Annotated in this window: 5 protein-coding genes, 3 pseudogenes and 1 riboswitch; of the genes and pseudogenes, 3 read left to right on the top strand and 5 right to left on the bottom strand. The window is 35.7% G+C overall.

The window, feature by feature from the left end:
- Positions 1 to 687: sodium:proton antiporter (locus tag V7137_RS27780; RefSeq protein WP_335701054.1), on the bottom strand; the 687-nt coding region annotated here is incomplete at its 3' end.
- A gap of 155 nt (positions 688 to 842) precedes the next feature.
- Positions 843 to 1,032, bottom strand: a riboswitch (cobalamin riboswitch).
- Positions 1,033 to 1,165: 133 nt separating this feature from the next.
- Here V7137_RS27780 and V7137_RS27775 point away from each other — a divergent pair.
- Entirely contained in the window at positions 1,166 to 1,378 is a 213-nt protein-coding gene (locus V7137_RS27775) for a hypothetical protein (RefSeq protein ID WP_335701053.1), read from the top strand.
- Positions 1,379 to 2,003: 625 nt separating this feature from the next.
- Here the strand turns inward: V7137_RS27775 and V7137_RS27770 are convergent.
- Both V7137_RS27770 and V7137_RS27765 read right to left on the bottom strand, forming a co-directional pair.
- Positions 2,004 to 2,918 (bottom strand): VOC family protein, encoded by a 915-nt coding sequence (locus V7137_RS27770; protein ID WP_335701052.1) that lies wholly within the window; start codon positions 2,916 to 2,918, stop codon positions 2,004 to 2,006.
- Between the two features lie 37 nt (positions 2,919 to 2,955).
- Positions 2,956 to 3,096: pseudogene (locus V7137_RS27765) on the bottom strand (alpha/beta fold hydrolase); the annotation flags it as partial.
- 265 nt (positions 3,097 to 3,361) lie between these two features.
- Between V7137_RS27765 and V7137_RS27760 the strand changes: the two are divergent.
- Complete coding sequence (locus tag V7137_RS27760) at positions 3,362 to 3,688, top strand: hypothetical protein (RefSeq protein WP_335701051.1); 327 nt, start codon at positions 3,362 to 3,364, stop codon at positions 3,686 to 3,688.
- Positions 3,689 to 3,729: 41 nt separating this feature from the next.
- On the opposite strand, the pseudogene V7137_RS27755 reads toward V7137_RS27760, so the two are convergent.
- Together V7137_RS27755 and V7137_RS30900 are read right to left on the bottom strand one after the other, a co-directional pair.
- Positions 3,730 to 3,975: pseudogene (locus V7137_RS27755) on the bottom strand (zinc ribbon domain-containing protein).
- A 372-nt stretch (positions 3,976 to 4,347) separates the two neighbouring features.
- Complete coding sequence (locus tag V7137_RS30900) at positions 4,348 to 4,896, bottom strand: MFS transporter (RefSeq protein WP_438825632.1); 549 nt, start codon at positions 4,894 to 4,896, stop codon at positions 4,348 to 4,350.
- A 1,248-nt stretch (positions 4,897 to 6,144) separates the two neighbouring features.
- Here V7137_RS30900 and V7137_RS27745 point away from each other — a divergent pair.
- Positions 6,145 to 6,375: pseudogene (locus tag V7137_RS27745) on the top strand (DUF421 domain-containing protein); the annotation flags it as partial.

The following is a 6,375-nucleotide window of genomic DNA, read 5'->3' as shown; positions in this document are numbered from 1 at the left end:
TGCCCAAGGGTTAAAGAAAGTAAATGCCAGATAGAAGGAAACTCCGTATGCTAAGAAGACAATCACCCAACCCATTAGTCTTGACGCAGCTTGACCGATTTTGCTGGACTGATTCACCATTTTATAAACAATCATGGAATCAATTGTATCTGTAATCATCATGCCAAACATAAAAACTAATCCTAAAAATAAAGGTGTGTATTTACCTGAGTTACTTGCTGCCATGGACCAGACAGCTGTTTGACTTACCGTCTCGGCAGCTAAGGCAAACAAAGCCCCTACTAAAATGATAAGAAAGGGATTTGTTGTTCCCTTCGCAACTTTCGGAATAAACTTTCCCTTTAATCCACTAAGTTGAAATTCTTCATTATTATTTTTAGTGCGTAACAGATTGTAAGTATTTATTGTGCCAATGAGGAATAAAGAAATAATGGATACCCATGATGCAAAATTATCAAAATAAGCTGGGAATGAAAAATTCTTTATCACCATTCCCAAAATCCCAGCCGTCACCGCTACCATTCCTCCATGACCAAATGAAAATAACGTACCAACCCAACGTGCAAATGGACTTCCCATTCTCCAGTTATAACGGGTTTGTCCATCAATAAAGGCAAGATGATCCGCATCTAACCCATGTCGAAGTCCCAATACAAAAACAAGTAAAAACAGTGATACAGTTTCCATTTAAAAATTCCTCCCTTTTATAAACAAAATACAACATAAAAAATCCTCAACCTTTGACAGATTGAGGATTTATGGGTACGTGCAAATAGACGACAAACTGGCAGAATACAATTGTCGTTTCATCTTCGTACACCTCTCCTTTCCGCGAAGGCTGTTTTGGTGTTACAACCTAGGTAGGTCTCCTGGCTTTTGAATCATCACGCTCTATCGTCTTCCCCAACTACATAGTTGAGTGACATAATGATAGAGAGCTCCTCAATTACAGTGGCGGGTCCACTCGGGATTTTCACCCGATTCCCTGTTACCCCATGTTTTCACACGGGCACCTAGTTTGCTTACAATTTAATGTTCTAACTTGATTATACTTGTAATCTTCACCATCTACCATCAAAATTTTATTAATGTATATATGAAGTTGTATTAACTAATAGTAGAAGTTTGTTGGTCTTATCGTCACCGACCATCTCTTAAAGGTGAATTGCTTAAACGTCAAGAAAACCAAGATCCAGAGGCAAAACGAATTGCTTGGAAGGCTCAACACCGTCTTCATATGAAATATCATCGCATCTCTGCTAAAGGAAAAGGTGGAAAAGTAGATGTTGTTGCTGTCGCTAGAGAATTACTTGGCTTTACTTGGTCTATCGCTTGTTCTATAGAGGATAAACTAGTAAGTTATTCGAATGCTGCTTAAGTAGATTGAAAGTAAGACATAAATGTAATTAAGTAATAACTTTGTGATTGAAAAAATTAAAGATTTGGCTCGTAGGAAAACCCATGGGAAGGAGAACCCTCATGTTCAACTATGCACTAGGTCCAAGGACTGAACGTGGGCCGTTAGTCAGAGGCAGCTCCGTGACGGATGGAGTGAAATGTGGTACCCACCCCACGCATATCAGTTTGTATACCACCGTCAGCGTTTTTGCCTTCGTGCCAAGTTTTTAAGGTTATCCTTTTTCAACTTTTAGGATTGTATCCATTTCGGATTTAGCTTATCAAGGGAAAGTGCACTCTTGACAAGCTAAATCCGAAAGATATTTGGTCTATAAGTTAAACAAGGAATAACTCTATTCATACTGAATAAAACACCATTTTAAAACCTTTGGGTGTGGTGGGTTGACAGTTTCGTTCATATCAGTTGAAGAACAAAAGATCCGGCTATGTAGCCGGACCTTAAACTCTTGCACAAGATTGTTCAAATAACATTTCTATGTAAAATTATCATTCATCAAGGGAAAATTTAGTTTCATTTAAGCATTTCTCTGAACTCTTCCGGCATTTGTTCGACTAAATCAGATCTTCCGTAGGCAGTATTCACATTATCCCATGTATGCTTTCCTTAATTTCACAAGTTCAAATTTCTTCATTTTAAGAAATGCTTTCGTTAGGCGCGCAAGTTGCTCAGGTGTGCCCTTGCTCATCATCTCGTCCATCTCAGTTGGCACAATCTGCCAGGAAAAGCCATACTTATCTTTCAGCCAGCCGCATTGCTCGGCTTCAGGAACTGCAGAGAGCCTTTCCCAGTAGTAATCAATCTCTTCTTGTGTGTCGCAGTACACCATAAATGAGAATGCCTCGTTAAAACTGAATTTGTGCTCATGCGCGCTATCCATTGCGGCAAACCACTGATTTTCAAGCATGAAATCAGAGAACATGATGGTTCCTTCTTGGTCTGGTTCCATGCCTTTAGGGTAGCGGGCGATAAGTCCCTGCTTTGCATTTTTAAATACAGATAAATAAAAATTAATCGCCTCTTCCGCGTTGCCGCAATTATCACCGACAAACAAAAGTGACGGTACTAATGATGGCCGCTCTTCACCTTCTGGATTGGTAAGGATTAACTGCCAGGAAAAACCATACTTATCCTGAATCCAGCCATACCTCTCACTGAACGGATACTTCTCAAGTGGCATTAACACTGTGCCACCTTCGGACAATTTTTTCCAAACCTCATTTATTTTTTCTCCCGCGTCTTTTTCTCGCGATGGGTCAAAATTTACGATGAAAGATACCGACGGATTGAGCTTGAAATAAGGCCCTGCACTGATTGCCATGAACTTCTGCCCCCAAAGTTCAAACGAGACAATATCGGAGTCGCCTGATGGAGTTTCGTGGATTGTTGTTACATCTGTAATTTTTGAGTCCGGGAATATGGAAGTGTAAAACTCGGCTGCTTCTTTTGCCTCCTTGTCATACCATAAATGCGGAACGATTTTTTGATTTGTTTTTGACAAAGTTATTCCTCCTTCATTTTTAATTGACTAGAATGTGAAAACCCTGAATGTTATTAAAAATAGGCTCTATCCACGCTTTCAATGATCTAGTGTACCCATTGAATGCATGATTAATATTGTAAATCCTCTGCTCCACGATTTCATAATAAATACTACCTTTTGTAACTAAGCAATTCATCAAATTTTTTCTCCTTATTCCTATCACTTTTATCAAAACCTTTTCCGGTTCACCTATATAGTTCTGCATTACGTTTTAAATNNGCTTGTTAACTAACCTACCAATTAGTTGAACAAGGAAAGATGCAATTATTAAATAATGATTTCTATACATTCCTTATTTGAAATAGCCCGAAATCAAAATGTAACTAATCTGACACTGTAATAAAGTTGAAGTTAGGAATTTGAAAGTATAAACTTTACTTATTATTTGAGGAGTGATTAGAGTGAAAACAGTAACCGTGGATAAGCTAATATTCAAGAAAAATTTATCGATGATTGAGCAATTTGCAATCAAAGATTTCCTGTTTAAATGGGTTGGTCGACCAACAGAAGGATTAGATGATTTTCTTCCACTTGAGTACACAGATAGTGTCTTTGCGAAGATGGAGGCAAAACAGGTACCAGCTTTACTAATTAATGGGGATAAACATTTCAGATATGCCACAATAACAGAAGACAATCAAATTGTAATAGGTGTTTTAGATTCGAATGAAGAGTTAAATCATAGAGTCATTTCTCTGGATGAGGTTTTAATAGGTAAGCACTTGTAAAGTGCTTGCCTCTAATTTTAGCGCCAGCGCTCTAATTTTTTTTAAAACTTTTTTGTATACATTTTATTGAGAAAAAATTTTTCAACCCGATTCATATCAGATTCCTGAAACTTTTTTAAACTGAATGTATAAAATTCATCGAATGTTAAATCAGGCTGCATCCATTCACCATTTTCGTAACAATAGTGACAGTATTTTTCTTACGGTGTCCCATCCTTTTCAGTTCCAAAGTCACTTGCCACTTTCATGGGCATGCCACAGCTTTGACACAGGTTTGGTTTTGCCATTTTTATTCCTCCGATTATGTTAAGTTTTAAATTTGTCATCATTCACATTTACGAGTTTAAACTGATTCGCCGATGCACATCCATCATATTCATTTCATATAGGAACTCGAGTAAATGGCCCTTATTGGGGATTCCATTTACAGGTAATTCATCTAATTATATTGAAGTTTCATATCAGTTGCAATGGTTGTCAATTGTTTACCTATATTATTAAATTTTTAGCTGTTCTTCAATTTCTTCTTCTCTCCTACCAATGTAAAGAATTAAATATTTGATGGATATAAGTAATTACCTGTTTAATCTTCAACTAAGCTCCCCTTTAGTTGAAGAAGAAAGAGGAATTGTAAACAATTCCTCTCTTGATTCAAGAACCTATCCTCGATAAATTGTTTTCATAAATAATTGTCTATTTTTGTATGCAATTACAAAAACAATGGAAAGTAAAATTCCTGAAAGAACAAAAACATTCCGAACACCAAGATAATCCGATAATACTCCCATTATTAGTGAAGAAATACCGAATGTCCCTGTTGAAATTGTACCAAAAGACGTATAAACAGTTGCTAATTGGTCTTTTGTAATGCTTGTTTGGATGATTGTTTGTTGAGGAATATTTTTCAACTGCCCAAATAGACCGATCAGGGCTGATAAAATTAAAGCAATAACTGGAAAACTCGTTATACCGAATAGAATTGTTAAAACACACGTCAAAAGGGTCCCAGTAATAATAAAAACATATCTTTTTCGTTCTACAAATTGAGACCACTTCACACATAATATACTTCCGATAATTAATCCGATGAAAAACGCACTGTTTATAAATCCCCACCATTGTTCCTCTGCATTTAATGCCTCTTTTACATAGACAATTAATATAGCTGCTATCCACACAGTGCTGGCGATAGATTCAAAAAACTCCATTTTAGCCATACTTTTTAATATAGGTGTAGCATTTATCGTTTGCCAACCTTGTGTTAATTGAGCCCACTTTTTTTCTTGTTTTTCTGCTTTATGTTCAACATTTTTTAACAAACTTAATATAAAGCTGGATAAAACAAATAGTACAGCAACAAGCCAAATTAGTTGGTTTGCATTGAACACCATTAATAACAAGCTCCCCAAAAACCAGGTACCCATTTGAATGGATTGTGTAATGGTTTCTGCTATTCCATTTGCTTGTATTAGGAGTTCCTTTTCCACATAATAAGGAATTAATGTCAGCCTAATTGGGTTTGCACATCCATCTAGGATAGCAATACCTGCTATGATAAAAAAAACAAAGTAATAGTTTGTTAATTCTAATCCTGTCATCATTACAAAACTTAAAACAAATAAAATAATNNCCAACTAACAGCTTTTTTAAATTAAATTTTCCAATTAATAGCGGTGTAAAGATGCTTGAAGTAAACATACCAAAAGTAATGATAAATGGAACGAACGCTGATGCGGTAGCTGACTCGGTTATTTTATAAATAAAACTAATAACACCGACAACGTATAACACATCGCCTGCATTAGCCAGTGACTGACCAAGCATTAGAAAAAGAAAATTACGATTTGTTTTCAAGTTTATCCCCCATTTTTATTAATTATTTAATAGAAATGAGGAACACCTTAAATCGGATTACTAAACATAGTATTTAGCTCCTTTGTAAAAATGCAATAAGATAAGTCTTAGGGGGAAAACAAGATATATCTTAGTTACATCAGAATATAAGCCTTTTATAATGTTAACAACTGAAAACTAAGTTGAACCCATTCACTTTAATCCACCTAAATTATACCAGTTTTTAAGAAGGACTTAATAATTTTTTTCACTAACCTACCGGAGCTCAATACCAAAAAAAAGAAGATCGCCGAAACAGCGTTTGTCCAACGAAAGCACCCGTTTGTTTAAGTACCTTCCTTCACAAACTTACCGATACTGTTTGAAATATGAAAGATATGCTAACTCTCATTTTAGGGGTACCGCCACATGCCCATCAAGAATTGGCTTGAAAAGGTCGAGACAAGATAATAGGTATTCGTCTTGTGGTACTCCCTCCGTTAGTCTGTATTTCCCCGATTTATGTAAAATATAATATCGGTTGATAAATGAATATCCAGTTAACCTCCTTCTAATACTACTATCTATAGATGATAATAAGATAAAAGAAAGGTAGTACATATATGGGAAATGTTTTCTTCATTACAATACTAAAAGGTATTGGAATATACGTTTTAGCATTATTCTTAACCCGAAAAATAGGCACAAAACTTATTTCACAAATGAATTTTTTTGATTTTATTATGGGAGTATCAATGGGTGCAATAGTCGCTAATGCCATTATTGATAAGCAATTTGCAACACTATCAGCTACTACTGCCTTAATATTATTTTCCATTTTGACTGTGTTCACT

Source organism: Neobacillus drentensis (genome assembly GCF_036962765.1).
Classification (GTDB): Bacteria; Bacillota; Bacilli; order Bacillales; family Cytobacillaceae; genus Neobacillus; species Neobacillus drentensis_C.
The sequence above is the reverse complement of the archived record's forward strand: the minus strand, read 5'-3'. Positions and strand labels throughout refer to the sequence as shown.